This is a genomic window from Streptomyces sp. IBSNAI002, from assembly GCF_052244475.1.
In the GTDB taxonomy this organism is placed as follows: Bacteria; Actinomycetota; Actinomycetes; order Streptomycetales; family Streptomycetaceae; genus Streptomyces.
The window spans coordinates 38,057-63,485 of record NZ_JBQPXG010000005.1 but is presented as its reverse complement, the minus strand read 5'-3'; the positions used below and the strand labels follow the sequence as shown (position 1 = coordinate 63,485).

General features: G+C 69.7%; 32 protein-coding genes and 1 pseudogene. 12 read left to right on the top strand and 21 right to left on the bottom strand.

What is annotated here, in order from left to right:
- Positions 1-166: 166 nt before the first annotated feature.
- Positions 167-838, bottom strand: coding sequence for a DUF3800 domain-containing protein (locus ACTVZO_RS42115; protein WP_443303896.1), 672 nt, complete (start codon positions 836-838; stop codon positions 167-169).
- Positions 839-958: 120 nt separating this feature from the next.
- On the bottom strand, positions 959-1,132 hold the full coding sequence (locus tag ACTVZO_RS42110) for a DUF6233 domain-containing protein (RefSeq protein ID WP_443304046.1): 174 nt from the start codon (positions 1,130-1,132) through the stop codon (positions 959-961).
- Positions 1,133-1,141: 9 nt separating this feature from the next.
- Between ACTVZO_RS42110 and ACTVZO_RS42105 the strand changes: the two are divergent.
- Positions 1,142-1,405 (top strand): annotated as a pseudogene (locus ACTVZO_RS42105) (hypothetical protein); the annotation flags it as partial.
- Between the two features lie 214 nt (positions 1,406-1,619).
- Here the strand turns inward: ACTVZO_RS42105 and ACTVZO_RS42100 are convergent.
- Positions 1,620-2,114 (bottom strand): STAS domain-containing protein, encoded by a 495-nt coding sequence (locus ACTVZO_RS42100; protein WP_443304045.1) that lies wholly within the window; start codon positions 2,112-2,114, stop codon positions 1,620-1,622.
- 520 nt (positions 2,115-2,634) lie between these two features.
- Here ACTVZO_RS42100 and ACTVZO_RS42095 point away from each other — a divergent pair.
- Positions 2,635-2,790 carry a hypothetical protein gene (locus ACTVZO_RS42095; protein ID WP_443303895.1) on the top strand — a complete coding sequence of 52 codons (156 nt, stop codon included), beginning with the start codon at positions 2,635-2,637 and terminating at the stop codon, positions 2,788-2,790.
- Positions 2,791-3,340: 550 nt separating this feature from the next.
- On the opposite strand, the gene ACTVZO_RS42090 is transcribed toward ACTVZO_RS42095, so the two are convergent.
- Complete coding sequence (locus ACTVZO_RS42090; protein WP_443303894.1) at positions 3,341-3,724, bottom strand: hypothetical protein; 384 nt, start codon at positions 3,722-3,724, stop codon at positions 3,341-3,343.
- 554 nt (positions 3,725-4,278) lie between these two features.
- Positions 4,279-4,830 carry a hypothetical protein gene (locus tag ACTVZO_RS42085; RefSeq protein ID WP_443303893.1) on the bottom strand — a complete coding sequence of 184 codons (552 nt, stop codon included), beginning with the start codon at positions 4,828-4,830 and terminating at the stop codon, positions 4,279-4,281.
- 277 nt (positions 4,831-5,107) lie between these two features.
- On the opposite strand from ACTVZO_RS42085, the gene ACTVZO_RS42080 reads away from it, so the two are divergent.
- Positions 5,108-5,311, top strand: a complete 204-nt coding sequence (locus ACTVZO_RS42080) for a cold-shock protein (protein WP_443303892.1) — start codon at positions 5,108-5,110, stop codon at positions 5,309-5,311.
- A 236-nt stretch (positions 5,312-5,547) separates the two neighbouring features.
- Positions 5,548-6,366, top strand: coding sequence for a 3'-5' exonuclease (locus ACTVZO_RS42075; protein ID WP_443303891.1), 819 nt, complete (start codon positions 5,548-5,550; stop codon positions 6,364-6,366).
- Positions 6,367-6,661: 295 nt separating this feature from the next.
- Here ACTVZO_RS42075 and ACTVZO_RS42070 read toward each other — a convergent pair whose 3' ends face one another.
- Both ACTVZO_RS42070 and ACTVZO_RS42065 read right to left on the bottom strand, forming a co-directional pair.
- Positions 6,662-6,850: a hypothetical protein gene (locus tag ACTVZO_RS42070; protein ID WP_443303890.1), complete on the bottom strand. Its 189-nt coding sequence runs from the start codon at positions 6,848-6,850 to the stop codon at positions 6,662-6,664.
- 171 nt (positions 6,851-7,021) lie between these two features.
- The gene (locus tag ACTVZO_RS42065; protein WP_443303889.1) at positions 7,022-7,381 is read right to left on the bottom strand and encodes an STAS domain-containing protein; all 360 of its coding nucleotides are present in this window, start codon (positions 7,379-7,381) and stop codon (positions 7,022-7,024) included.
- Positions 7,382-7,818: 437 nt separating this feature from the next.
- On the opposite strand from ACTVZO_RS42065, the gene ACTVZO_RS42060 reads away from it, so the two are divergent.
- Positions 7,819-8,328, top strand: coding sequence for a hypothetical protein (locus tag ACTVZO_RS42060; protein WP_443303888.1), 510 nt, complete (start codon positions 7,819-7,821; stop codon positions 8,326-8,328).
- Between the two features lie 232 nt (positions 8,329-8,560).
- Here ACTVZO_RS42060 and ACTVZO_RS42055 read toward each other — a convergent pair whose 3' ends face one another.
- The gene (locus tag ACTVZO_RS42055) at positions 8,561-9,685 is read right to left on the bottom strand and encodes a hypothetical protein (RefSeq protein ID WP_443303887.1); all 1,125 of its coding nucleotides are present in this window, start codon (positions 9,683-9,685) and stop codon (positions 8,561-8,563) included.
- Positions 9,686-9,884: 199 nt separating this feature from the next.
- Entirely contained in the window at positions 9,885-10,943 is a 1,059-nt protein-coding gene (locus tag ACTVZO_RS42050; protein ID WP_443303886.1) for an integrase, read from the bottom strand.
- Between the two features lie 166 nt (positions 10,944-11,109).
- On the opposite strand from ACTVZO_RS42050, the gene ACTVZO_RS42045 reads away from it, so the two are divergent.
- The 3 genes from ACTVZO_RS42045 to ACTVZO_RS42035 all read left to right on the top strand — a co-directional run bounded on the left by ACTVZO_RS42045 (position 11,110) and on the right by ACTVZO_RS42035 (position 13,023).
- A complete protein-coding gene (locus tag ACTVZO_RS42045; RefSeq protein WP_443303885.1) occupies positions 11,110-11,685 on the top strand; it encodes a hypothetical protein in 576 nt (191 codons plus the stop codon).
- 60 nt (positions 11,686-11,745) lie between these two features.
- Entirely contained in the window at positions 11,746-11,967 is a 222-nt protein-coding gene (locus ACTVZO_RS42040) for a hypothetical protein (RefSeq protein ID WP_443303884.1), read from the top strand.
- A 159-nt stretch (positions 11,968-12,126) separates the two neighbouring features.
- Positions 12,127-13,023, top strand: a complete 897-nt coding sequence (locus ACTVZO_RS42035; protein ID WP_443303882.1) for a hypothetical protein — start codon at positions 12,127-12,129, stop codon at positions 13,021-13,023.
- Positions 13,024-13,186: 163 nt separating this feature from the next.
- Here the strand turns inward: ACTVZO_RS42035 and ACTVZO_RS42030 are convergent, their stop codons facing one another.
- The 12 genes from ACTVZO_RS42030 to ACTVZO_RS41975 all read right to left on the bottom strand — a co-directional run bounded on the left by ACTVZO_RS42030 (position 13,187) and on the right by ACTVZO_RS41975 (position 19,811).
- On the bottom strand, positions 13,187-13,402 hold the full coding sequence (locus ACTVZO_RS42030) for a hypothetical protein (RefSeq protein ID WP_443303881.1): 216 nt from the start codon (positions 13,400-13,402) through the stop codon (positions 13,187-13,189).
- 99 nt (positions 13,403-13,501) lie between these two features.
- Positions 13,502-14,995 (bottom strand): hypothetical protein, encoded by a 1,494-nt coding sequence (locus ACTVZO_RS42025; protein ID WP_443303880.1) that lies wholly within the window; start codon positions 14,993-14,995, stop codon positions 13,502-13,504.
- A 68-nt stretch (positions 14,996-15,063) separates the two neighbouring features.
- Positions 15,064-15,792 carry a hypothetical protein gene (locus ACTVZO_RS42020; protein ID WP_443303879.1) on the bottom strand — a complete coding sequence of 243 codons (729 nt, stop codon included), beginning with the start codon at positions 15,790-15,792 and terminating at the stop codon, positions 15,064-15,066.
- 86 nt (positions 15,793-15,878) lie between these two features.
- Complete coding sequence (locus ACTVZO_RS42015; protein ID WP_443303878.1) at positions 15,879-16,247, bottom strand: hypothetical protein; 369 nt, start codon at positions 16,245-16,247, stop codon at positions 15,879-15,881.
- 30 nt (positions 16,248-16,277) lie between these two features.
- Positions 16,278-16,415: a hypothetical protein gene (locus tag ACTVZO_RS42010; protein WP_443303877.1), complete on the bottom strand. Its 138-nt coding sequence runs from the start codon at positions 16,413-16,415 to the stop codon at positions 16,278-16,280.
- A gap of 216 nt (positions 16,416-16,631) precedes the next feature.
- Positions 16,632-17,393: a hypothetical protein gene (locus ACTVZO_RS42005; RefSeq protein ID WP_443303876.1), complete on the bottom strand. Its 762-nt coding sequence runs from the start codon at positions 17,391-17,393 to the stop codon at positions 16,632-16,634.
- The gene (locus tag ACTVZO_RS42000; RefSeq protein ID WP_443303875.1) at positions 17,390-18,475 is read right to left on the bottom strand and encodes a DnaB-like helicase N-terminal domain-containing protein; all 1,086 of its coding nucleotides are present in this window, start codon (positions 18,473-18,475) and stop codon (positions 17,390-17,392) included. The genes ACTVZO_RS42005 and ACTVZO_RS42000 overlap by 4 nt, the downstream gene beginning before the upstream one ends.
- Entirely contained in the window at positions 18,472-18,603 is a 132-nt protein-coding gene (locus ACTVZO_RS41995; RefSeq protein ID WP_443303874.1) for a hypothetical protein, read from the bottom strand. The genes ACTVZO_RS42000 and ACTVZO_RS41995 overlap by 4 nt, the downstream gene beginning before the upstream one ends.
- Before the next feature lie 95 nt (positions 18,604-18,698).
- Positions 18,699-18,968, bottom strand: a complete 270-nt coding sequence (locus ACTVZO_RS41990; RefSeq protein WP_443303873.1) for a hypothetical protein — start codon at positions 18,966-18,968, stop codon at positions 18,699-18,701.
- Complete coding sequence (locus tag ACTVZO_RS41985) at positions 18,965-19,246, bottom strand: hypothetical protein (protein WP_443303872.1); 282 nt, start codon at positions 19,244-19,246, stop codon at positions 18,965-18,967. The genes ACTVZO_RS41990 and ACTVZO_RS41985 overlap by 4 nt, the downstream gene beginning before the upstream one ends.
- Before the next feature lie 84 nt (positions 19,247-19,330).
- Positions 19,331-19,474, bottom strand: a complete 144-nt coding sequence (locus tag ACTVZO_RS41980; RefSeq protein ID WP_443303871.1) for a hypothetical protein — start codon at positions 19,472-19,474, stop codon at positions 19,331-19,333.
- Positions 19,475-19,481: 7 nt separating this feature from the next.
- A complete protein-coding gene (locus ACTVZO_RS41975; protein WP_443303870.1) occupies positions 19,482-19,811 on the bottom strand; it encodes a hypothetical protein in 330 nt (109 codons plus the stop codon).
- Positions 19,812-20,137: 326 nt separating this feature from the next.
- Between ACTVZO_RS41975 and ACTVZO_RS41970 the strand changes: the two genes are divergently transcribed.
- The 4 genes from ACTVZO_RS41970 (at position 20,138) to ACTVZO_RS41955 (ending at position 25,416) form a co-directional block, all read left to right on the top strand.
- A complete protein-coding gene (locus tag ACTVZO_RS41970; RefSeq protein ID WP_443303869.1) occupies positions 20,138-20,443 on the top strand; it encodes a chromosome segregation ATPase in 306 nt (101 codons plus the stop codon).
- Positions 20,440-22,056: a DUF2637 domain-containing protein gene (locus ACTVZO_RS41965; RefSeq protein WP_443303868.1), complete on the top strand. Its 1,617-nt coding sequence runs from the start codon at positions 20,440-20,442 to the stop codon at positions 22,054-22,056. The genes ACTVZO_RS41970 and ACTVZO_RS41965 overlap by 4 nt, the downstream gene beginning before the upstream one ends.
- A 318-nt stretch (positions 22,057-22,374) precedes the next feature.
- Positions 22,375-24,714: a type IV secretory system conjugative DNA transfer family protein gene (locus tag ACTVZO_RS41960; protein WP_443303867.1), complete on the top strand. Its 2,340-nt coding sequence runs from the start codon at positions 22,375-22,377 to the stop codon at positions 24,712-24,714.
- A 57-nt stretch (positions 24,715-24,771) separates the two neighbouring features.
- Complete coding sequence (locus tag ACTVZO_RS41955) at positions 24,772-25,416, top strand: hypothetical protein (protein ID WP_443303866.1); 645 nt, start codon at positions 24,772-24,774, stop codon at positions 25,414-25,416.
- Positions 25,417-25,429: the final 13 nt, after the last annotated feature.

The following is a 25,429-nucleotide window of genomic DNA, read 5'->3' as shown; positions in this document are numbered from 1 at the left end:
GGGCCCCGCTCAAGCGTGTCGGCGTGGCGGGGAACTGCCCGGCCATCGGATCTGTCACGCACGGGTGCTATATGGCATACTGATGGTGCGGACCTGGCCTACGTACGTGGGATAACCGGGTCTAGCTTCCTCAAGGCCCGGCTTAGTCGCCGGGCCTTTGTGTTTCTCAGATCCGCCTCGGGGCACCAGCCTCCGGGAGCTGCTGGCTCCACCAATCCCACATGAAGTCCTTGCCCGGGTGCCGCTGCACCGTCTGGTAGGCCGTGTAGGCGAGCAGGTCGGCGGCCTGCACCGGCTGGCTGTGATGCGAGCCCATGAACCACGGGTCCTCGACGATGCGGCGGGTGGCCAGCTTCAGCTTGCGGTGCTCGCGCTGGTAGCTCGGGTCCGACCCGTCGCCGTCCATGACGATGATCCCGTGGTCGCCGTCCCGTTCCAGCGCCTGGTCAATGTCGGCGAGCATCGCCGCGTACACCGCGGAGCGCTGGTCGTAGTACGCGCGCCCCTTTTCGGTGGTGTGCCGCCACACCGCGCCCACCCTGGTGCCGGGCAGCGCGGCGATCGCGGCGAGGTTGTCCTGCGCCACCTGCTGGCGCCGGCGTTTCTGCCGGTTCCACGCCGGTCTGGTCGAGGGTGTGCCACGGCCGGGGATGAACTGGGTGGAGTGCAGCTCATAGTCGGCGGGGATGCCGGTCTCCGCATAGAGCTTCTTGCGGAAGTTGAGCAACTGGCGCAGGGCCGCGCTCCACTGCGCAATGTCGATGTCGGCCCAGCCGTAGACGACGTACCCGGTGCTCTCCGCACCCGAGTCGTCAATGTAGAAGATCCGTGTTGCCACCCGCCCACGCTATCGGGCTCCGGCTACACCCGGCTCCGCCTGTGGAAAACTCCGGTTCAGCCCGCGGTCCCACATCCGAAGGGCCGCACCGGGCGGCCCGCGCGCCAGCCGTCCAGGGCCCTACAACCGGTTGAGCACTTCGGCGGCAGCGCACTCCTGGCAGGCGCGGGCACCCTCGCGGCCGAACGCGGCGAGGGCCTGCTCCAGGTCCAGCTCCGGACCGTCAGGCGGGACTATTTCGCAGCCGTACTCGTGGACGACGGTGCCCGTGGGCCGACTCCCCGGTCCGCCGATGCGGGTCCGGTGGCCGCGCTGTGGGCGGCGGTGGAGGAGGTCGCCCCGCGCGCCGCCGTGATGACCGCGGCGGCCACAGTGGTCTCGCTGGTGCCCGAGGACGAGAACTCGGCCGAGGTCGCCATGCGGGCCGCGCTCACGAACCGGTACGCCACGGTGCGCCCGTTCCTCGCGTTGCTGGGCGAGTCGAAGGCGCTGGACGCGGCGAGCGCGGGCAAGCGGGCCCTGGCCGGGGTGCGCGGCCTGCCAGCGCTGGCCCGGCGGAAGGTGGGCCACTCATCGGCAAGCCGGTCCGTGACATCGCTTCCGGCACCGAGGGCGTTCTGCTCTCCATGGTCTGCGAAGCGCTCCCCACCCACACCGGCCGCGCCCGCCCGGGCCGCCTCGCACACATCCGGCCCACCGGCGGAGGCATCGAACTGACGACGTCCGTCGAACAATCTCCAAGCCCTCCGCACCCCCTAGAAGGCTGCTGCGCCGCCGGTTGTCAGGGATGCTCGGCTGCCGCGGCCAGGGTGGGGGTGATGCGGAGGTGGGTGTCGAGGCGGGTGAGGGCAAGGAGCCTGGCGAAACGGTGCGGGAGCGGGCCGGCCAGAATGAGGGTGAGCGCGCGGTGTCCGGTGATGAGGACGCTGAGGAAAGTGGAGTCCGCGAAGGAGATCTGGCTGACATCCACAATCACCCTGCCCACGCGCTCAAGTGCGGCTCCACGCAGTTCCTCGTCGAGCAAGGGGCTGGTGTGCGCGTCGAATTCGCCGTGGCACAAGATGATCCGGATACCGTTCTCGTCCGGCATCCGCTGCACGACCGCCCCCATTCCCAGCTCCTTGCCTTCCCTCTCAACCCAAGACCGCGGCACAGACCCGCGGCCCGCAGAGACCTGGCTGCTCACCGCCGGGATGCAGAGGCTTTTCCCGCACCCTCGCCGAGTTTCCCCGGTGGCGCTGATGACCATCGCGTTGTGGCAGTGCTGGATGTCCACCTTGATCAAGGTGTTGCTCCCGTCACCCGGCGGCGGGGTCAGGCCAGCCCACCTCAGGGCTTGGGGTCCTGGCGTCTGTTGCGGCACCGCCGCTCATGGCGCGGCCGGGCCCCGTGTGCGGCGGGGCACCACAGACGCCAGGACAAGGGGGGCCGGTCCCCGGAAGCTCGGAGTCCAGGAAGCCGGGTGCGTCCCCCACCTACTTCAACGACCGGGCACCCACGCAGGCAGCGCCCCGCGCAGACTATTCCATCGCTGGAGATTTTCCGGGAGACACCAGGCCCGATCCGGCACCACCCATACCTGCCTTCCAGCCCCAGCGGGGCGAGATAAGCCAGTTCCCGCCGGCTGGGACCCACGGCCGAGGCGGGAGTGCTTGGCCGCCAGCGGCCGCACCGGCCACCGCAGCCCCTGCCGTGGCATTCCCCAGCGAGAGGCACCCTGTGCACTATTTGTCTGATATATACCTTTATGTGGCTGGCTGCACTCAGGCAGTCCGCCGTCCTGAAAGGTGACACACATGCAGGAGAAGTCGCAGGGCATGCAGGATGCTGCGGAGCAGGTCAGGAAGATCGAGTCGAACATCAAGTCTGCCCCCGAGGACTGGAGCAAGAAGCGGGAGACCACCGAACTCCTGCGCGAGCTCAAGTCGACGGTCGAGCAGCAGAGCCGCTGACCCCCCGTCGCAGACCCGGCCGCACCTTTGATCCCGGCATCCCCACGAAGGGCAGGGTCCTGTCGCGGACGAGAGCGGAAACCCTGCGCTTCGCGCGGTGTGCCAACCGCTGTCTAGCCTCAGCGTGCCTCTGAACTCGACGGCGATCCCGAACGCAGTCTCCAGAGCATGCTCGGCGCGACCAACGCCGAGATCCACCCCCTGGAGGCCGCAGCCGGGCTCGACCAGTCCGCCAGGGGCATCCCCGGATACCCCTGGCGGACTGACTGGGCACCAACACAGGACCGCGGCCACTCGACCGCCCCTGGAAGTAGCCCAACTCCACTGGGACTGCAGTGCCCTGGGGCTCTCTTCTCCCCTCCGGGCGTGCCTGCGCCCGGCCGGTCAGGGACGGTCCTGCCCCCACTTCTCACGCCGACACCTCGGCGTACGCGTAGACCGCCCCCCACAACGAGTCGGTCGCGCCCGTCTTCACGCAAGGCCTCGGCGAGACCGGTCTGGCTTCAGCCGCGTGCCGCCCGCAGCTGGAGCAACCGCGAGCCGGCGTCGTTCAGCTGGTGGTGCGGGCCCGGATGGCGCTGCGGGCCTGCTCGGAACGGTCGGCGAGATCGCACAGCAGCGCGACCAGATCCGCGTGAGGCAGCCGGCTCAGTGCCTGCTTGAGCTCGTCGTCGTCGCCGAGGCAGGCCAGGGCCACCGCGGTGAGGTGGACACACAGGCCGCTCTTGCGGCGGCGGCACGGGCAGTCCCCGGTCAACGGCCGCTCGGCGTGGTGCAGCATGAGTTCGCCGGGCCCGTACCTGCCTAGCTCACCCCATACCGAGTGCTCGTCCCAGTCGAGGCCGGTCACCTCGCCAGCCAGCAAGCGGGCCTGGTCCAGGACGCCGGGAGTGGCCGCTGCCCGTAGCTGGCGGTAGGTGAAATCGGGATGCACGGCAGGGCTCTCTCGTGAGGTACAGGCCGGTCAGGGACACGGGCAGAATCATCGCACCCAGGCCACGAGCGCCCCACCCACATCCCACGCCTGCGTTGTGAGTCAACCGTTCTCATACCGCTGCAGCAGGCGAGTAACGCTGAGTGACCACATGAGGCTGCGGTCCCACTGCTGGTGAGCCAGCTTCGCACGGAGGGGCCACGAGATCCGCAATGAGGACGCGGCCCTGCAGTCCCCGCTTTAAACACGAGAATCTGAACGTGGTCGGCCCGGTACCGCGCCGCCGCCTCCCGGCTGGTCGAGGGGCTGCCGTCCGCGGGGTGACCCGGAGTGCGGCCGAACCCGACGACGCGACAGCGGGCGGCGGTGAGAGGCGTTGGTTTGTCGGGTGTGTCACTGGCCGGTACACGTCATTGGCGGCGGATGGGCCGTCAGTGACGGTACGCCGTTGCTGGTCTGCTCAACGGGGAGGGTGCTGAAAGCTCACTGCACCTGCCGGGCTGTACGGGGACGGTGTGCCGGCTGGGGTCCCCGTACAGCCCTGCGGCTGTTGGCTAGAGGAGGCCGTGGTGGTTCTTGCGGCTGTTGTCCTTGTTCTGGCTCTTGTCGTTGTGGCTGTCGACGGTGGTGGAGGAGTCGAGGCGGCTGTGGTCGTCGGTGTTGACCTTGGTGGTGGTCTCGTCGCCGGTCAGGCAGCGGTTGCCGGACACGTTCTGGTTCGTGGCCAGGTCGGTGTGGCCGCCGTTGCCGCCGTCCGCGTTGCCGGAGTTGTCGTTGGAGGCGTTGCCCTGCCCACTCGCGGTGCCCCCGTTCTCCTCAGGGGTCGGCTCCGGGGTGGGGTAGGTGGTGTAGGTCCTGGGGTGGCCGCTGTCGCCCTGGCCGGCGCCGAGGAGGCCGAGGCCGAGCCCGGAGGCGGTCTGGCCGATGAGGCCGCCGGCGCCCCCGGAGGTGTCGACCAGGCTGAACGCAGAGGGGCTCTGGCAGACCACGAACATCCCGTCCCCGCCGGCGTGCTCCCCGCCCCCGGCCACGGCGGTACCGGCGGCGGCTCCGGCCACCATCACGGCCAGCGGGACAGCAGCCGACAGACGCTGGGAAACCTTCACGCTTCTACTCCTCACACAGGCGGTTGCCGGGCCCGGCAACCGTGGGTATCGACTGCCGGAAGAACCGTTCATCCACCTCTCACGTCACGCCTCTTCCCCTCCACATCACCCGAGTAGCTCCCACCCCGCCACCGCACCGACGAAGTGACAGCACGCTTGTGGAGCCGCAGGCCGGCAAAGCGGACCGTGACGGGGTGGCAGACTTTCCCACGGCGGAGCGCCGGGACATCGGCGGGCCGCCGCGACGGCACTGCGGAACGAGTCAAGGACGTAAGCGATGGCAACAGGCACCGTGAAGTGGTTCAACGCCGAGAAGGGGTACGGGTTCATCGCCCAGGACGACGGCGGACCGGACCTGTTCGTCCACTACTCCGCCATCCAGGGCACCGGCTTCAAGGAACTCCACGAAGCCGACCCCGTCGAATACAGCGTCACCAAGGGGCCCAAGGGCCTGCAAGCCGAACAGGTCCGCCGCAGGTAAAACCCTGAAGGCGGCGAGAAGCCGTCAGACTCGCCCCCCGTCAGTCCGACTCCCCGGCCGACACCGGCAGGCCGCGCGGGTGCGAACGCACCACCGCCACAGGAACGCTCGTGGCCCCACAGCGGTCCGCGAATACACCCCGCGGCTCCTGACCTTCCGACAGCATGGGCGAGTATGGGCCTGTTTGGCCCCGCGCGCCCCGGACAGCTGCCGGAACGGAAGAGAGGGATTTACTGATGAGCGTCGAGGACCCTGGGCTCTGGGAGGATCTGTTCGTCCGTGATGTCGACGACCTGCCGGTGCAGTTCGTGCGGCCCGCCGACACCAGCCATCCCACCTGGGCCGTCTACGAACACGGAACCTACCTCGGCACCATCAACGCACAGGGCACCGGCACCACAGCCCGGTGGCGCTCCCAGACAACCCGTGAGGCCCACCGCGAGCTCGAGGACGCGATCAGGGCACTACGGCGCCCGGCGGCCTGGCCGCGGGAACGCGAAGAGGCCAGCCGATGGGCCCGCCGTCTCCTCGCCGACGACTCCCTGATCGCTCTCGACATTGAGACCACCGGCCTCAAGGACGCTTTCGCGGTCCAGATCGCCGCCGTCGACCGGGACGGCTCCGCCGTGTTCACCACTCACGTCAACCCGGCCGCCGACATCGACCCGGCCGCTACCGCCGTCCACGGGATCACCACAGCACACCTCACCTCCGCCCCGGCCTTCGCGGACATACTCCCGTCCCTGGCCGACACCTTCCACGGCCGCACCGTCGTCGCCTACAACATGCCCTTCGACCACGGCGTCCTCGAACGCGAACTGGTCCGCCACTACGGCAGTACAGCCGACGCCGAACGGTGGCTGGGCAACTGCCGTTGGCGCGACGCGATGGTCCCGTACGCAGTGTGGAAGGGACTGTGGTCCGCCAAACGCGGCGCCTACCGCAACCAGCGCCTCGGCGGCCCGCACGACGCCGTCGCCGACGCACAGCTCCTCCTCACCAGACTCAGGCAGATGGCCGCCCCCGCCGCCCCCGCCGTCTCCGACAGGTGGTGACCCAGACGCGAACCCGGACAGCGGGGCACACCCATCGGAACCATACGGAGGCGGGCGTCAGCAGCCCGGTCAAGCCGGGGCGATGTTCTCGCTCGTGGCCCGCGCGGCCCTGGCTGATGCCGAACTTTACGGCCTGGCTTCCACGCAGTAGCCCCCGCCGTTGATCACCGCCGTTGTTGTTCACCAGCCGCGTCGCCTGTCGCGGACGGCCCCGGCCGTGTGCCGCCCCGTCCCCTGTGCCGTCCAACCCGGGCCAAAGCCATGTCCTCGCAGGTCAGGCCATGGTTTCGGCTCTCTAGGCCGCCGAATTATGTCGAACCCGGGTCCAGCTGGTCAGTGCGAATCCGAAGCCGGCGAGCGCTTCGGCGGGCTCGAATCCGGCAGCGGCGTAGGTGACGGTGAGAGTGACGAGGCAGCCGGTGGTCTGGTCGACGGTGAGCACAATGCCTTGGGGCACGGGCTCGGCCAGCACCAGGTACGGCACTCCAGCCCCCTGCGCCTCACTCAGTTCAGCCTCGGCCCAGTGACCCGAGTGCATATATTCCATACCGGCACATAAGACACGAATCTAGCTGACTTCGCGGGGGCAGCTACGGGATGTCAGAGCCGTTGCTGGCGCGAGAGGACCGTCGGCCGCCGGGGCCTGGGAAGCTTTTCAGCTGTGTTGGAGTGCCTTCTCCTTGAGGAGGCGGCGGAAGCCGGGAAGGGCGTAGCGTTCGCCGGTCATGGTTCTGGGGCCGGGGATGCCGGCGATGGTGGCCATGCACTGCTGGGGCTGGGTCTGCCAGCCTGCGACGCGGACGCGCAAGCGCATCTGCTCGGCGTGCCGGTGAAGGTCCAGGAGGTGGAGCAGGCCCTCGGCATCCATGGTGGTGACGGCGTGCAAGTCCACCAGGAGGTCGCGTTCCTGGATCGTCACGTGCCCCAACGCGCGCTGCAAGACCTCTCCCGCACTGTCGTCGAGCTGCCCGATGATGCTGAGCAGCATCGAGCTGCCACAGTGCTGGATCTCCACCTCGATCAAAGTACCGCTCCCGCCATGTGAGGCTCCGGGTCTGCCCTCCGCTGTGGGGACATCCTGGCGCGCTGCAGCGCGCGGGCGCTGCGCGGCGCGCTGCAACTACAGATCCCCGGTCACCTCAGCCGCCGGCGAAGACCGACCCTACGGCCCTGAGGCTGGTGAGGGCTGGCACGGACGTACTCGCGGCGGGCCGTGCACCAGGACGGCAGCGGCGTTCGGTCCAGAACCACCGGGCAGCTGTGAGGCCCTCCGTCCGCGGCACTTCCCAAGCGCACGCAGCTCCGAGACCGCGCGCTGCCGCTACGAGCGCCGGGACAAGGTCGTCGGTTCCTCACTCGTTCGCCCTGTACCGGTCGCCGTCCGGGTGTCCAAGTCGTAGCGTCGGTGCACGGTGCGGGCCGAATCCGCATTGAGCAGAGGAGGCCGAGCCCATGCCAGCCAAGCTACCGGCGCCGCCGTCCCTCACCCCGTGTCGTCTGCTCGTCGTCACGGCCGCGGCGCTCACAGCCACCGCTGCCGGGCTGCTCACCTTCGCCCAGGCAGCTTCCACCGTCTCGGTCTCCCCTACCTCCGTTACTCGGGGCTCCTCCGTCACTCTGACCATGGAAGGGTGCGGCAGCAACACCGTCCAGGCGGTATCCAACGCCTTCGGCAGGGTGAGCCTGGCCCCCGGGACGACAGCCAACTCCTTCTCGGGGCACGCCATCGTCATGCATAACGCCGCTCTCGGCAGGCACGAGGTCACTTTCGAGTGCGGGACGGGTACGCAACACCTCCTCGCCTCCTTCCAGGTGGTTGCCGGCCCAGCACGTGGAGGAATCGGCGGCAGTATCGGGCATGCGAACCCGAGCGCGATCGCTGTGGGCAGCACTCTCGTCGCGACCGCTCTCGGCGCCGGCACCTGGGCCGTGTACCGCCGACGCCAACGCCGTTACACCTAGTGCTGTGAACGGGAAGGTTTGCCGGGTCTCGGTGTCCGGGTACCCGTGGACCCCGTGCTTCGGCAGACAGACTCATACGCAGCGGCCGTTCTCTGGTGCTTCGTTACTCGACATCTCGAAGCGTGGAGAACGGCCGCCTCCGGCGTCGCGGGATACACCGCAGATCAGCAGGTCGGGTGAGGGGCGAGGATAAACGCCAAGCCCATGAAAACGACGACAGGCGAGAGGCCTGCTACGAAAGCGGCGTGAGGGTGGCGCCGATGCGGGGGAAGTAGACGTGAGTGATGCCTTCGTAGCCGGAGTCGGTGCCCACGACCAGCCAGAGTCGTCCCTGGGAGTCGGAGGTGGCACTGAGTGGCTTGTCGGTATTGTTGAAGTGCTTGAGTTCGTAGGTGTCGTCCTCAAGGCCCGACGGCTTGATCAGGTTGCCGAGCACGACGGCGTCCTTGCCGTCCTCCGACTGATTGCCGTGGTCGAAGTTCGCGCGTAGCAGACCCGCCTCACGCACGGTTGCGGGCTGGGTGGAGACGGCGCCCGCCTTGACGTACACCGAGCCGCCGGGGTCACCACCGATACCTACACCGCTATAGGCGTTGGTGGCGATGTCGAAGTCGTAGTCGATGCGGTAGTTGGTGTTCGGCTTGATGCCGTGCTGCGGCCCGATTTCCTTGGTCGCGAACATGGCGAGGTCGTCGCTGCGGTTGTGTCCGGTCATGTGAAGCGCGCGGCCCATGGCGTCCAGTGGCGCGGGGATCTGATCGAGGCCGTAATGGAGTTCGAAGTCCTCCAGGGGGCTGTCGGCAGGTACGTCGGCGATGAACTGCTTCCAGCCTTGTTCCGACTCGGTGAAGGCGTCGTCTATCAGGACGGGCTCGTCGGACTTCCGGTCGTATGAGCGCGTGACCGACGCCACGACGTCGGCTGTCTGAGGGTTGGCGAGGCTGCCGTAGCGCACTTCGATGCGCTGCTGAGACCGGGAGGGGTAGGAGAACTTGACCTGCCGCCAGTCGTCGACCTCCGTCGCGGCCGTGTCACCGCTGAGCCAGAACGACCCGGTGACGCTCCGTTCCGACGGATCGTAAAGGAAGAAGACCTCCCCAGGACGGCTGGAGACGTTCGGTGGGCCGTCCAATGCAAGAACCCTGATACTGCCGGCCTTGCCGGGAACAGTGGTCTCGACGAGGTGTTCCAGAACGTACTTCTTCCCCTGCACCGCCCCCAGACCGCTGGTGCCGAAAGCAGCCCTGGCAGTGGAAGTGTTTGCCTGCGGCGGAGCCGTCGCCGCGTCCGCCACGGGAGCCCACAGCAGCAGTGCACCCACAGTGGATGCACCGGCAAGTAATGCTGCCGTTTTCATGAATGCCTCAACTTTCCTAGAAGCCTTCTGCCGTCACGCGATTCCTGATGTCCATTCAGGAAGCTTCGGCACGAGGGAAGATCGTCCCGCGTCACGAGGCGGGACCACCTCCCCCGAAAGTCGAGCACGCAGACTCCCCCATTCGGCACGTTGCCCAGCTGCTTGGGATTACCTTCGGGTGGTGCGAGTCCGGGGAGGGCTACAGCACTCCCAGCAGGGCGTTGTCCTCCCACTGGTCGACGACGTCGAGGTAGCCGGCCAGCACCTTGCTGTGCGGGGCCCATCCGCCCTGCTTGGCGATGACGATCTGGTCGTGGCCCTTCATCCGTGAGGACGTCGCCAGGCCCCGGCGGGGGCTGTGGCCGGTGAAGCGGATATCGATTCCGGCGCGCTGGCCGGCGCGGGTGATGACGTCGCCGATGGACTCGGGCTGCAGTCCGCCCTTCATGACGGTGTGCCAGCGGGAGTGCAGGCGGCGCCAGGCGGGGCCGTCCGGGTCGGTGAGCTGGGCGGCGTCCTTCCATGCGGTCCATGCGCGGACCGGGCAGAGTGAGGGCCGGGTGCCGTAGGGGACCGGGACCACCCGGGGGCGGACCTTGGAGACCCGCAGGTCGGCCTGGATTCCTTCGGGGGTGGGGGTGTAGTCGCGGACCCGGGTGGCGGCCAGTTCGTGTTCGCGGCCAGCGACGGCGAAGTGCATGAGGACCAGGGCGCGGTCGCGGATCCCCATGAGGTTGTCGGGGCAGGCGGCGCTGATCGCGGTGAGGTGGTCGACGAGCAGGGGGGCGGCCTGGCCGCGGCCGCGCTTCTCGCCGGTCTTCTCCATCTCCTTGACGAGCTGGGCTAGCCGGTCGCGGGCGAGGCGGGCCACGCCCTGCTCGGTCTTGATGCCGTGCTGTTCGCGGGCGGAGACCACGGTGCCGGAGATCCGGCGGTCGATGGTGGACGGCGCGAGGAAGGTGCCGGCCTTCCAGCCGGGCTGGGTCCAGAGCCATTCCACGTACGCGGTCAGGGTCCCCGCGGTGACCGCGAGCAGGGGGACCCCGCTCTGGTCGCAGAATTTCGTCCAGCTGGCCCAGTCCTGGGCGTAGCCGGTGCGGGTCCGCTCCGGGCGGCCGTCGGCGACGACGCGCACGGCCCGGTGCTCGAGGACCTCCAGCGCGGCCCGGGTCCGCTGGTCGAACTCCTCCGGGCGGACCGGCGCCGGCACCGCGGGCGGGGTGCTGCTGGAACTGACCGACAGATCCGCGTTCACCACGTTCTCCCAATGTATGCCTGTTATGCCGGTTCCTGGACTCCGGACATGGGGAGCTTATCCGCGATCCACAGATCACCGGGAACGGCCTGCGTCAGGAAGTCCTGACGCGTTACGATAGGACGCAAGGAACCTTGACGATTCAATGGCTACGTCAGGAGATGTTGACATGGGCTGGCACTCGGACGACCTGCCGGAGGGACACGAGGGGTACGTCGTGGCTGTCCTCGCCGACGGCACCGAACCCCCGGCGATCCGCACACCGCGCAAGGCTGCCGACGGCCGGGAGTACACCGGCGAGAACTCAGCGTGGTGGCTGTACGACGGACGCGAGGGGCGCCCGCGGGCCTTCGCGGTCAAGGCCGGCTGCGCGTGCGGATGGCGCAGCACGGACATGTTCCCGGTCGACTTCCAGGACTGGGAGGCCACCGACGGCTTCGAGGCCGGGGACGGACCGTGGGCCGCCTGGGAAGCCGAACACGTCGGCCGACTGGTCGGCGGCCGGATCCCCGACGACGTCGCCGACACCATCGAGCGGCTCCGGGTCCAGCTCGCGGCGCTGGCCGACTCCCGGCCGCTGGCCGCGGTCGAGGCCGCCGCCCGGGTCGAGAAACTCGGCACCGCCCGGCTGCAGCAGGCCGTCACCTCCGCCGTCCGCGACGGCGCCAGCTGGACCTCGATCGGCACCGCCACCGGCACCACCCGGCAAGCCGCACACCAGCGGTTCTCCAAAGTCCCGTTCTGAGAACTGAGTCCCCACTCCTCTCGGGCCGTCGTAGAGTGCGCAATGCCCCAGGACGCACGTTTGGAAGGAATCACCGTGCTCCTCCAGTCCATGGGCGAAACGGTCCCCACACTCCTCGGAATACTCGCCTTCGTCTCGCTCGCCTCGAATCCGGCCGCCCCGTGCGGACCTGACTCGCAGGAGCCGGCCGAGACGATCCGCGACCACGGCCGGGCGGTGGCCAACCACTGCCGGGAGATCACACGTCTGATCCTCCGGCGGACGGGAGGCGGGGCCGCGTAGCCCAGAACGCAAGGCGAAGCCGGGTCGGCCTACGCCGACCCGGCTTCATCACTTTCGCCGACCGCGGACGATGCCTGATCGAATCGAGAATCCCCTTCTCTCGGGGCCTAAGTGCTTGATGTTCGGTGGGGCACAGGCCGGGTAGGCGACAATCGGCGGGTGGTGCTCTACCCCTCCCTCGTCGCGCTCGACGGCCTTATCGACGACCTCGGCGTCGGCGAGGCCCGCCGACGCCAGTTCTCCATGGTCCGCGGGGAGCTGGGCCGGGCCCTGGCCCGCGACGCGTTTCCGGTCGGCGCCCGGCGCAGCCTGCAGCGGCTCCTGGAGAAGGAGACGCTCGTCCCGTACGTGCGCCTCGCGGAGTCCGGCGTACTGCGGCACCGACGCCTCGGCGGCGGCTTCCCGCCCACCTCGGAGCCGACCAACGCCGTTCGGCGGACCTGCCTCGACCTGCTGAGGGAGGCGCTCGGTCTGCCCGCGCTGCACCTGGGCGGCGGCGAGGTCGCGCTGCAGCCCGCGCCTGAGGCGGCCACGCTGGCCGCGCTGTACCGCCAGCTCGACCAGTACCTCGGCGGGCCGATGTCCCCGGCGCAGACCCGGCTGACCGCCGTGCTCGCCATCGAGCTGGACACCGGGGCGCGCAGCGGGGAGCTGATCGCACAGCGCATTGGACACCTGGCCGAAAACTTCGCCGCGGTGTACGTCGAGCGGCGTCCGCAGGGCGGCCCGGTCGACCAAGGGGGGCAGTGGATGGAGACCTCGCCGCTGACCCGGGCCGCCTTGGAGCGGTGGCTGCCGCTCCGGGCGGACTTGGTCCAGCGGGCCCATGGCACGTCACGGCTTTGGGTGTCGCTCTGGATGAACCACGACGGGGTCCTCGACGCGGACGGGGGCACGGTGATCCGGCCCGCCGGGATGCCGCTGGAGGAGAACGGGCTGATCACCAGCTACCGGGTGGGCCGGCTGCGGTACGAGGGGCTGCGCCCGCTGCTGCCCCTCAAGCTGGAGCGGCTGCGGCGCGCGGTTGACGCCGAACGCCAGCGCACCGGGGCCTAGTTCCTGTCGCTGTTGCTGCCTGAACTGGCCTTTCTCCCGAACGGGAGCCGCGCTGAAGGGCTTGTTATCAGCGGGGCCGGGGCATCTTGAGGGTTCCCGCTGGCCGCGCGCTGCGGCCCCGGCGTCGCTGCCCCCGGGGCCGTGGACCTCACTCAGGGGCCCTCTATGAAACCTGCCCAGGTCGGGGAGGGGTTCCCAGGACTCCGCGCTCGCGGAGCCGTTCCAGATCGTCCATGCTTCCGGGCCGGTGCAGGGGGTGGACGACGACGTCGGCCTCGGCGGCTCGGACGCGGGGGCCTGCGGCGGTCTCGGGGGTCTGGGCCGTGTGGTCGGGCTGCGGCCGGGGGCCGTGGCCAAGGGGACGGCGCGGGGTGCTCATGCGGTGATCGTACGGAACGGGCCTGGCTCCGTCCGAGTTGGACGAAACGGGCCCCTCATTCGGGGGCCCGTTTCTATAAGAGGCGGGCAAGAGTGCAGGTCAGCGTCCGCTGGGTGCATTGTTCAGGTACTCAAGGCGCTGCTGGGCCATCGACAGATGCCGCCGGTCGAGCGTGGGGAGCGCCCGCAGCAGGCTGATCAGCTCCGGGCCGCACGCGCGGGCCTGTGCCGGGTCGGTCAGCTGGGTCCAGCAGTAGTGGGCGCTGCTCGCGGTGGCGAGGACCTCGGGGGCGTCGGCCGCCTGGTGTGCAAGACGGGTCCGGCCGACGGCGATCCAAAGCTGCGTCGCCAGCAGGTGGTTGCCCTCTGACTTGGCGAGGTCGGCCCGGATCTCGACCCATTGGGTGGCCTGGGGCGAGTCGATCCCCTGGGTCTGCAGTGTGTGCTGCTCCCACGCCTGGGCGAGCCGCGCGGCCTCGCGGAACCGCCCGGCCTGGGCGAGGGCGTGAATGTGCGGGCGGGGATCCTGTTGGACCGGTGCGGGTGCCGGTGGCTGGACCGGGGCCTGGGGCTGAGGTGCGGCGTACGGCTGGGATCTCGGGGCGGGCGCAACTGGCTGTTCCTCGGGATCCGGTTGCTGCTCGTACTGCGGCAGCATCCACCGGCCTCGCGAGTCGACCTGGGGGCGGGCAGGTAGGGGAGAGGCGGTCTGCTGCTGGGTCACGGGCCTGGCCTGCGCGGGTGGCGGGGCAGGCGGCCGGGCCGGGGAGGGGGACGGGTACTGGTAGTCGGGGGTGAGGGCCGACGACGGGCGCTCCAGCCCCGGTGCTATCTCCCGGGGCTCGGCCCGTCGCCGACGGTCGGACAGAACAGAGGTGTCCCCGGCGAGCAGGCGCTGCAGGTTGCTCATCACTGGCTGATGCTCGAGCTCGATTGCGGGGGCGGCAGGCAGTACCAGGGCGCCCGGGGGGAGGTCCGCCGCGGCAATGGTGAGGGCGTGCAGGCGGGGCGCGTTGGGCCGGTCCGGGTGACGGCGCAGCTGCTCGATGAGGTGGTGGGTGTACGGGCTGGCGCCCCCGGATCCGGGGTACCCGGGCGGGCTGACGACCCCGTACACGGCGGCATTGGCCGCGGAGAGGTTGCCCTCCTCCTGCAGTTCGGGCCACGCGGCCTTGTCGGCGGCGAGGTCGAGCAGAAGGGTCGTCCAGCCTGCGGGCCGGCTGCGCAGTTCGTTGGTGAGCCATTCCCAGGGCAGGGCCGTGTAGCGGACGTTCAGGGGGGTGGTGCCGGTCTGGGCGAGGTGGAGGCGGCGTCCTTTGCGGTCCACGGTGAGGCGGCCGGAGAGGTAGACCAGGAGCGGGCCCGGGGTGGCGGCGGCGTTCCGCAGCCGCAGCAGCAGGGTGTTCTGGTCCCTGACGCCGTCGAGGTGGACGACGTCGGCCGGCACCGCGCTGTCGAGCAGCACCGGCACGGGCACGGTGGACAGTGCCGCGAGGTTGGCGCTGGGCGCTACCTGGACGCTGCGGCGACGGGCCGCTCGGTCCCCGGCGATCAGTAGTACGTGTCCTCGCTGCTCCGCCCCGTTGATCTGCATATCTGCACCGTACTCACAAGACGAAAGCCCCGGCGGACGGTTCCGCCAGGGCCCGGTGCTGGGGTCTCTCAGATGTCGAGGTCGTTGTCGATGCTCGGGGGTTCGGGGGCCGGCGGCTCCGGTGCGGCCGGTTCGGGCGGGGCCAGCTCGAAGTCGGGGCTGTTGCGCCAGTCGTTGGCGGCGAGGGTGTCGCCGCTGATGCCCTCCTCGGCCAGTTCCTGGGCGTAGGGGGCGAGAGGGTCGCCGGTGATCCCGTCCTCGGCCAGTTCCTGGGTGTACTGGTCGAGGGTGGCCTCCTCAGGACTGGGCGCGAGGTACTGGTCCCGTTCCGCCTCCAGCTTGGCCTTGAACGTCTGCAGCTCGGCGACACGCTGGTCGTAGCCGTCCTGGTCGAGGAGACCCGATTCCAGGTCTTCGAGGGCGATGTCGAGCTGCTCCGGGTGCTCGATCAGCAGGTTCTCGATCTCGTCGAGCCGGGGGTCGTCGTACGCGACGCTGGCCTCGCCGTGCAGCATCTGGACCCCAAGCTCGGGAGCGGCGCCCGGACCGGTCAGCTCCCCCCAGGTCGACAACACGGACCTGTCCTCGTCGTACGGGGAGACCAGTTGATGAGTCTCGCCGTCCCGTGTCGTCATCCAAATGCCCTGCCGGTCGGTGCCTTCGAGGTACGCGCGGACGTACGTCGCCTGCGGGACCTGGCGGGTGCGGGTGGCCTCGCCTACGTCATAGGTCTCGGTGACCTGGCCGACGCTCTTGGTCTCGACGACCTCCAGGCCCTCCCAGGAATGTTCGGTCATTGGTTCCTCCTCGTGACGCCAGCCCCCCGAACGCTAATGGTCGGGGGGCTGGCAGTGGGTTGGTTGGACGGGTCTGCGGACGGGTGCTACAGGTCGATGTCTTGCTCGTGCTCCCTGTCGGGCGCGGGGGTGGACAGGGTCGGCTGGAAGTGCTGGGTGTGGGTGGCGTGGTCGAGGGCGCGTCCGGTGAATCCGGGGTCGCCGTCGCTGCGGTGCTCCTGCTCTGCTGCGGTGATCTCCTGAGTGCTGACTCCAGCGGCGTTCACCAGGTGCCGGGCGTGCGCGGCCTGCATCTCATAGGCGGCGATCTGCCCGGAGGTGACGTCCTTACCGGCGGCGGCCAGCTGCTCCAGCTCGGCCGCCGTCTTGTCGAGCTGGGAGAGGACCGGCAGTAACCCGGTGATCTCCGTCTGGCGGGCGCTCTCGTCGGGTGTCCGCTCTGCGGTGTCGGTCATGGTCGGTGCCTTCCTTGTTGGTGGTGCGGGCTACAGCGCGATGTCGATGTCGAAGTCGTCGTCGGGCTGGGGCGGCGAGGTGCCACGGGCGTGCTCGCTCTGCACGCGCTCGGGCGGCCAGACGGGCCCGTCCGGGCCGTGCACGGTGACCTCGCCCCCGGGGTGCACCTCGGCTTGGACGTGGCCCCGATAGACCAGGGAGCCGCTGTCAAGGAACTGCAGGGAGGGGTGGGTGCGTACGTCGTCGTTGGGTCGTACGGCGTCGCGTTCGGTGAGTGCGGTGGGGTCGACGGTGCGGCCGTCGATGGCCAGCCCGCGGGGGGGAGACCTCGACGACGTGGCCGCGCCACTGCCGGATCAGCCGCCCGAGGGGCGTGGTCGGTTTCACCGGGCCTGTTCTTCGCGTTCGGCCGCCGTCAGCTCGCGCGGTGCCTCGTGGCCGGCGGCCTTGAGCAGTGCGGCGACCGACAGTTCGTCGCCCGGGGCCACGGTGCGGGAGTCGCGGGCCTCGCTCGCGGCGACCAGGGCGTCGACCGTCTTGCTGATCGCCTCGACGCGGGCCACTTCGGTGCGGTGCATCCACTGGGCCTCGGCGACACGGGTCTGTCCGTCGATGACGGCGAGAACTTGCTGGTTACGGGCCTTGGTCTCCTCCATCACCCGCTCGTGGCGCTGCTCGCGCTCGACGCGGCGGTCGCCACGCCACAGGGGTGCGGCAACGGCGTAGATGGCGGCGGTGCCCACCAGCCACATCAGGGCGCGCAGCGGCCAGTCGGGCGTCCAGGCGGTGATGCCGAGCAGGGCGAGGGTGCCGCCCGCCGCGAACGCGAACCGGGTGATCTCCTTCTCCCCGTTCTGCTTGGCGGCCGACACGGTCCCGGCTGCAGCGGCGAGCACGGCCAGCGCCCCGGTGATCCAGAGGGGCTCGGTCGAGCCGTCGGGCAGGCGCTCGTGCCATGCCCAGGCCAGCCCGGTGGCGGCCGTGGTGACCAGTCCCGGCGCGATGCGGCCGAAGTGCTCCCACAGCACGCGGGCGGCGGAGTGCACCGGCGGGAGCGGCTCGACGTTGGCGATGTACGGGGCGCTGATCTGGTGCTCGCGGGCGAGCAGGTGGATGGCTGGGTCGAAGGGGACGGGCTCGTTCACAGGTTGATCTCCATCTCGTGCTCGGGGGCTGCGGGTCGGGTGTCGGTGGGGCCGGTTGGGGCGGGCTCCGAATCGCGGGCCAGCTCCGGCTCGCGCTCGGCCTGGTGGATCCGCTCGCGGTCGGCGATGGCGGGCTGCATCGCCTTCTCGGCGTGGTCGACCAGCGCGGTCGGTGCGAGTTGGGGGTGCAGGGCGAGGTCGCGCATGTGGTGGCCGGTGGCGTCGAGCCGGTCGAGCACGGCGGTGCCCAGGACGTGTTCGCCGGTGTTGGCGGCGGTGCCGCTCATGCCGGCGCGCTCCAGTTCGTCGAGTACCTGGCTGCTGGGCTGGGCGCCCGGGCGTCGGGCTGCCTCCCACGCGACGGTGACCGTGTCGATCGGAGCGTGCCGGTCGTGCAGGGTGGTCATCGCCTCGTAGACGGCTGCCAGTCGCTTGTCGGAGAAGTCGGTGGACCGGAGCCATCCGGTGACCTCGGGCAACTGCCCGGGCTGCCACAGCAGGGACGCGACGGTTTCCGCTTCGGCCTGCAGGTCCACGCGGGCCCGTGTGGTGCGCGGGGCCAGCTGGATCGGCGCCTCGGCGGGGGTGTCGAGGAGGTTCCGTACCGTCTCCGGGGCCGCTTTCCAGGCGCTGTCCAGGGCTGCAAGCCGGTTCCCGGTCCGTTCGATCTGGTCCAGCGCCTGCCCGGCCTGGTCGACCGCTGCGTGCTGCGCGGTGTGCCGCAGCTCGTTGCCCGCGTGCTCGACGGACCGGTGGATCGCGGCCTCCACCGTCATGCCGCCGTACAGGGCGGCATTGCGGGGTTCGGGGCAGGCGTCGGCCAGCTGCCCGATCCGTGACGGGGTCAGGCACCGGCGTAACCCCGGGTCCTCGATCTGGGCCACGGCTGCGGTGACGGCGAACGGCACCTCGTTGGTGGGCACCCGGCGGAAGTCGATGCTCTGCATCGCCGCCCAGAGGGCTCCCAGGTCGGGACTGGAGAACGCGCCGGCGGGAACCCATCGCATCGCGGGCAGCGCCTCGGGGCGAAAGAGCATCGCCCCGAGCAGCGCTTCCTCGGCTCGCCGGGTCCGCCGGTTCACCGGACTGCTTCCGGCTCGTCCTCGATCAGACCGCTGTCGGCGGGGGCCGCTGGCTCTTCCGGTCCGGCGGCGTGCTGCTGGTCCCCGAACAGGTCCAGGTCGAGGCCCAGCTGCAGCCCGCCGTTCATCTCCGGATCGAACGGCGTGCCGGTTATGCCGCCTCCGCCCGGTGCAGGACGGCCCGCAGCCGGGATCCGATCCAGGTACCGACCTTCGGGCTCCATCACGCCCCCTTGATGGCGCGCCAGAAGCCGATGAACACGAGCACGGTGACGACGGAGACGACGATCGATCCCTTGCCCGTGGCGCGGAGGATCGTGAACAGATCCAGCTTCATGCGGGCGGCGACCGCGATGACGATGCCGGCGTACGTGAGGATCCCGGCCCCGCCCATCGAGCCGAGTCCGGCCCCGGTGTGCAGGAGAAGGAAGGCGACGACTACGGCGGCGAAGACGGCGCCGGCCGCGGTGCGCCGCTCGCGGGTCCAGGTCATCGGGCCGCCGCCACGCGCTGGCTGGGGATCGCGGCCTCGAACTCGGCTCGCCGGACGGCCTCCAGGCAGGTGCGCATGTAGCAGGCGGCGGTCTCGGGGCTCTGCCCGTACCAGTAGGCGGCCTCGGCGACCGCGAGGGCCGCCGCGTCCGGGCCCAGCCGGTCGGCGGTCTGGTGGATCAGCTCGCGGGTGCGGGCCGGGTTGGTGGCGAACTGGTCGGTGGGGGCCTGGGCGACGAACAGGAACGTCGCCAGCGTCGTGGTGAGCTTCGAGTGCACAGCAGCCTCCGCAAGGAGAAGAAGGGGGTGCTGTCCGCCCGGGCGGGGGCGTGCCTCGACCGCCCGGGACGAACAGGGGGTGGATCAGTGACCGGCGGTCGTCTGGGACGAAGTGGCCTGGGCGCGTTCGGCGGTCAGCCGGGCGATCTCGGCGCGGGCGGCCTCGGCCTCCCGCATGGCCTCTTCGGCCCTCTGCAGCGAGGCATTCGCCGCAGGGTCCGGGATCACGTGCACGTCAGCCGACGAGCAGGGAGCGCGGGCGGACGGGCTGCTGCTGCGGCTCGGTGCGACCGTCCCGCTCGTGCGGGGTCGGGCGCATCGGGAGCACAGGCGGCTTGGCCTCGGTGTGCGCGTCGTTGTCGCAGACGGCGATGCCGTTCCGGGTGACGACGCGCTCGAAGTCGCGGCAGTCGCGGCACTGGGCGCCGATGCGGCCGGTGACGGCCAGGCGACGCGGTCCGGCGACGACCGGCAGGGCGCGCTCGCCCTCGGGGGAGAGACGCAGGGCCGGGAGGTCGTCGACCTGGAGGGTGATGCCGGGGAGGATGCTGAGAGACTTGTTCACGGAGATCCCTTCCCATTAGGGGTGTCCTGGTCCGGAGGGCGTTCGCGCGCCTGTCCGGGCATTGCGCCGGGGCCTGCAAGCCCCGGTGGAGAGGGGTTCCGGGACCTGCAAGTCCTGGGGCCCCTCTCGTTCTTACTCAACCAACATAAACCCCAGAGTCTTGAACTTCAAGCGCTTTGGGGTTAGATTCTTCCTGTAGTCGAGACAGGGAGGTGGCGATGGGGAGCAGCCCCACGGTCCGCGCAAGGGTTCCGACCGGCGAGTTTCCACAGGCCCGGACCCATAACCTCTTGGGGTCAGCAATTCCAAGACCCCGAGGGGGACCTATGGCGGACAACGTCCCGCCGGCGAAGCGTGGTTCGGCGTCCAGCGATGGGCGGCCGAAGTACGTGCCGATGCGAGATGACCAGTACAGCGGCCTGACGTCCCTTGCCAGGGAGTTGATGGACGCGCGGTCTCAAAAGATCGAACGCATCACGGAGAACACGCTGATCCGCGTGGGCATCGACCTGCTGCTCGCCCACCCGGAACTGCTCACGGGGGACACGGAGGAGGAACTCCGGATCAACGCCCTCAAGTACATCAAGAGCCTGCAGGAACGGCCTGACAGAGAAGAGGGGGGGGACGAATGACAGCCGAGACAACGGACAAGCCCCAGACGGCGAGCACCAGGGCCATCCCCGCGCTGACGCGGACGCACCGGATCCTGATCGGTGTGGTGGTGGCCGGCGCCGTCGTGATCGCGGGCATCGGCTTCGCCGGTTCGTACACGGCCGTTCGCGCCCTCGCGGTGAAGAAGGGCTTCGGCGACTTCGCGCTGGTGTTCCCGATCGGCATCGACGCGGGCATCTGCGTCCTGCTCGCGCTGGACCTGCTGCTGACGTGGATCCGCATCCCGTTCCCGATGCTGCGCCAGACCGCGTGGCTGCTGACGGTGGCCACGATCGCGTTCAACGGCGCGGCGGCCTGGCCGGACCCGCTGGGCGTCGGCATGCACGCCGTGATCCCCATGCTGTTCGTCGTCACCGTCGAAGCGGCCCGGCATGCCGTCGGGCGGATCGCGGACGTCACCGCAGACCGGCACATGGAAGGCGTACGCGTCAGCCGCTGGCTGCTCTCGCCCGGCCCGACGTTCCTGCTGTGGCGGCGCATGAAGCTGTGGGAGCTGCGGTCGTACGAGCAGACCATCAAGCTGGAGCAGGACCGGTACGTGTACCGCACGTGGCTGGAGTCGGAGTTCGGCAAGAAGTGGAAGAAGGTCGCGCCGGTCGAACTGCTGATGCCGCTGCGCCTGGCCCGCTTCGGCAAGCCCCTGTCGGAGACGGTCCCGGCCGTCCTCGTCGCGACGGGCCGCGAGGTGCCTGCTCTCTTCCAGCCCCAGCAGATGAAAGAGCTGCCGCCGGCTGCGGAGCAGGGTGCGGACCTGGAAGCAGCGGAGGCCGAACCGCAGCCCCAGCCCCAGGCTCTGGAGTCGGCCACCGCTGAACCTGCCGCGATCGAGACGGCCCCGGAGCCGGAGGTCCTGCAGGATCAGGAACTGCCCTCCGAGCAGGATTACCAAGACGTCCGCCAGTTCGCCGAGCAGCGCCAGCAGTTCCCCGGCGAGCAGTACGCCGTCCCCACGGACGTCGTCGGCCCCACCACGCAGGTCCCGGCGGACCGCCCGGTCGACGTGCAGCACAGCGGGGGATGGATGCCCGCACCGTACGAGCAGACGGCCCTTGCCCAGCCGTACGGGCCTGAGCACGTCTACGGCGACCCGGTCATCGCCCCGTACGAGCAGACGGCGGCGGCTCCCGAACCGGCGCCCTTCGTCGAGCCTGAGCCGGTGGCGTACCTCGAGCCGGAGCCGGTCGTCTACGAGGAGACCCTGCTCCCGGAGATCCCCCAGCAGCATCCGGAGCCCGCTGCCCCGGCCCGTTCCGCAGGACCGGCTCGCGTCCAGGCCAAGGTCGAGGACCTCGGCGAGGAAGAGCAGCAGCCGGTCCGTGCCGGACGGGGTGCCAAAACCCGGACCATCGTCGAAGCGATGTATCGGACCCTCCCTGACCACCTCCGTGCGGAGCGCGGCCGGCCGCTGGCGCGGGCGATCGTGGAAGCGGCCGAAGCAAACGGGCACGACCTCAAGTTCGACACCGTGAAGCGGACCCACATCACGGAGGAGCTGATCGCGCAGTACGAGCAGGGCCTGGGGAGCAACATCCCGGCGCCCCGCGACGAAGACAGTTCCCAGGGGGACCAGTGACCGCCGGGATCGCCGGACTCTGTCCACAGGGCCGCACTCCCAGAGTGATCGACATGACGACCACTACCCCTGGCGACAAGGGCACCGCATCGCTCCCGTACAGCGGGCAGGCGAATCCGGCCGTGTCCGGTGTGACGGGCAGTCTGCCCATGTCAGACCGCCTGGCGGGAGGCCGCGCCATCGGGCGCAGCAGGTCCGTGACGATCGGCGAAAACCATGCAACGCATGTCAGTGCAGGGACGTATACCAACGGGAGTGGCCCCGGTGCGCTTTGAGCTTGGCGGCTACGCACCGGAGCCCGCTACGAAGGGAACCTTCGTGAACGACGACAACAGTAAGGCCAGCACCACGACCGACTCGACCACCCTTCCCGCCAACTTCGCGACCACGGCCACGGCCGGGCCGGCGGCCGGGGAGAACGCCGACCAGCCCGAGCAGTGGGGGCCGGTCGAGGCGGACGCCCTCAAGAGCGTGCTGTTCTCCACCCCCCTGCTCGGACGCCCGACGGTGCGCTACACCGCGCTGGCCGCGCCCGTGACCTTCTTCGCGGCTGAGACCACGACGGGCGAAGCCACGGACCCGGGTGACGTCCTGGGCACCATCTTCGGCGGCCTGGCCGATGGCGCTGCGGGCCTGTTCGCCGCCCAGCCGCTGCTGACGGTGGGCCTGGGCGTGGGCCTGGTCGGGGCCGGATACATGAAGCTGCGCGGCGACTTCGACTTCGCCCGCGAGTCGGACGGCTTCGCCAGCAAGGCCAAGCTCCGCAAGCACCTCGGGCACCGTCAGCTGGTCGCGAAGCGCAAGACGCTGCGTCCCAGCCTCGCGGACGTCCCGGCCCGGAAGATCCCGACCAACGCGGTCGGTGTCTACCTCGGGCAGGACCGCAAGACGAAACTGCACCTCTACATGTCCGTCGAGGAAAGCTCCCTGATGCTCGCGCCGATGGGCGCGGGCAAGACGGCCAAGATCGCCAACTGGATCATCGACGCCGAGGGCGCGGTCCTGGCGACGTCGACCAAGTTCGACATCGTCGAGCACACCGAGAGGATGCGGGCCCGGATCGGCCGCATCCTGATCTGGAACCCGCAGGACATCGCCGGGCGCGGCTCGGACATCGCCTGGGACCCGGTAATCGGCTGCTCGGACATCGAGCTGGGCGTCGAGCGCTCCATGCGCCGAGCGCAGTACCTCCTCGACGGCAGCGACGCCACGAAGGGCGTCGAGAACCGCACGTTCTGGCAGACGGCGTCCTACAGCGTCCTCAAAGCGTTCCTGTGGGCGGCCGACGCCGGCGGCTTAAGCCTGCTGGACGTGGCCCGCTGGTCGAAGAACGTCCGCAACACCGAAGCGATCGAGATCTTCGAGAAGTTCGAGCACCCCGACCCCTTCAACCCCAACCGCCCAGTCGCCCCCCGCGGCTGGAAGGAGGACCTGGAACAGGTCCAGAAGGTCGAGGGAAAGCCCACGACCAGCGAAAACGTCTTCGGCACACTGAGCAAGACGTTCATGTTCCTGGACTCGCCCCGCGTCCAGCGGATCGTGGAGGCGGCCCACGACCCGGCGAAGCCCCAGTTCGACATCAAGACGTACCTGCTGTCGCAGGACACCCTCTACCTGCTCGGCCGCGAGGACGGCATGGGGTCCATCGGTCCACTGTTCACATGCTTCACTGGCGAGATCTACGAGACGGCGCGGGCGATGGCCCCGATGAACAAGGGCGGCCGCCTCGACCCGCCGTGGACCATGGTCCTCGACGAAGCGGCCCTGATCTGCAGCGTGCCCCTGGAGCGCTGGACGGCCGACAGCCGCGGCCTGGGCATCAACATCCACGCCGTCTTCCAGAGCCCCGCGCAGATCTACGAGCGGTGGGGAAAGCACGGCTACCAGACGATCTGGGACAACTGCGTGAAGTTGATCATGGGCGGCCTCTCCAACGAGGAGCACCTGGACGGCCTCTCCAAGCTGTGCGGCAAGCACAAGGAGAAGAAGGAGTCGCACTCGAAGAGCCCTGGCGCGGACGGCACGATGAAGGAGTCCACGTCGTGGACCCACGTCGAGGTCGACACCATGACGCCCGCCGACATCATGAACCTGGAGCCCGGCGAGATCCTCGTCCTACGCAAGCACCTGGGCGGCCCGGCGGTTGTCCGCTTCACTGCCGTATGGGACCGCAATGACATCAAGAACGCGGAGAAGGACGACGCGAAGGCGGCAAAGGCAGAACTCAAGAACCGCAAGCGCAAGCTCGCCAAGCTGACGCCGGTGGCGGCACCTTCCCCGGCGGCCCCGGTGGAGACACCTGCAGGCCTGTGGGGCCCCCAGCATCAGGGCCCGTGGGCCCCCAGCACGGACACGAACCCGTGGACCGCCGCGCCAGCGGCCAGCGGCTGGACCACCACGCCGCTGCCGAGCCAGCGCGACCACCAGGTCGTGCGCGGCGAGCTTGTCCCGCAGCAGCCCGTACCCCAGGCGATGCCGAAGAAGCCCGACTACGCACCGACCAACTACCTGGAGCAGGTCCCGCCGCAGCCCATGCCAGCCGCGCACCAACCCGCAGGACAGGCCGCGGCCGCGGCCATCCCGCTACGCAACACCGGCACCGACGACGCCCCGGTAGCGGACGAGGGCTGGGGCGACGACGACGAGACGGGGTTCTAAGTGGCCGACGACATGAAGGTCAGCGTCGGCGACATGTTGCTAACGCTGACAGGCAACGTGTCCGATGCACGCAAGCGCATCACGGACCTGGAGAACCAGAAGCTCAAGGAGCGGCTGGAGCAGCTGGCCTACAAGGTAGGCGAACACAAGGAGCAGCTCGCTGCGATCACCGAGGCGTTCGCAGCGCTCCACGCCGAGCCGGAACCGGAGCCCGAGCCGGACTGGCCCGGCGTGTCCCCGTCCTGGACTGACGACATCGACCAGGACCAGGCTCGGGAGTTGTGGGACTGGCTGACGGAGTGGTGCCAGAACATCCTGTGGCCCATCTACGCCCAGGACGTGTGGAAGCCCTGCTGGTACCGCCACACCCGCGTGCGCGTCGCGCTGACCGCACTGCGCGGGGCACATCACTGGTCGTACGAGTCCACGAAGGTCCCGCCGACCCGGTCGCTGGAGTGGGAGTTCCGGTGGTGGCCGCAGACCGAGACCCTGATCAGGGCAGAATTGCAGGACTGCGGCCTTCCCCGAGACGACCTCAAGCGGCCCAAGCACCCGGTCCCGATGCCCAAGCAGCCGACGGTGGAAGACCCGCACCCGGCGCCGCCAGCCTTCACCGCCAAGGACTTCGTGGACCCGGGCTTCTTTGAGTACGTGGAGCGCAACATCTCCAAGCGCCGGGAGCCGGACAAGGAAGCTGACTGAGCAGCTCCAAGCA